This is a genomic window from Micrococcus sp. EWR3.9.1, assembly GCF_052615555.1.
Genome location: NZ_JBQXFD010000051.1, coordinates 1 through 494, shown reverse-complemented (window position 1 = coordinate 494; position 494 = coordinate 1). Strand labels below are relative to the sequence as shown.

Genomic DNA, 494 nt, shown 5'->3' with positions numbered 1-494 from the left:
CGTCAACGCGTCCGCGGCAACGAACGTGAACGGTCCCGCCTCCCCGAGCGGCCGGTGGCGGAAGGCCTCCACCTGCTCATCGAGGTCCGCGGCCATCCGGGACACCTGGGACTTCGACAGGGCATTGATGCCCAAGGTCTTGACCAGCTTGTCCATCCGCCGGGTAGAGACACCGGCCAGGTAGCAGTCTGCGACCACGGTGATCAGCGCCGATTCGGCCCGCTTGCGCCGCTCGAGCAGCCATTCCGGGAAGTAGGTGCCCGAGCGCAGCTTCGGGATGGCCACGTCCACGGTGCCGACCCGGGTGTCCAGGTCCCGGTGCCGGTACCCATTGCGCTGGGCCGTGCGGTCACGGGAGGGTTTGCCCCATTCGGCGCCGACCACCGCATCGGCGTCAGCGCAGAGCAGGGTGTTGATCATCGTCTGCAGCAGGTGGCGCATCATGTCCGGGGAGGCCTCGGACAGGGCTTCGCCCAGCAGGCCGGCAGGGTCGA

Annotated in this window: 1 protein-coding gene; it reads right to left on the bottom strand. The window is 68.8% G+C overall.

Annotation, left to right across the window (positions count from 1 at the left end; all coding sequences use genetic code 11):
• Nucleotides 1-494, bottom strand: a 494-nt coding sequence (locus ACUJ8O_RS11525; protein ID WP_445373404.1) for a transposase, incomplete at both ends; no start/stop codon positions are given.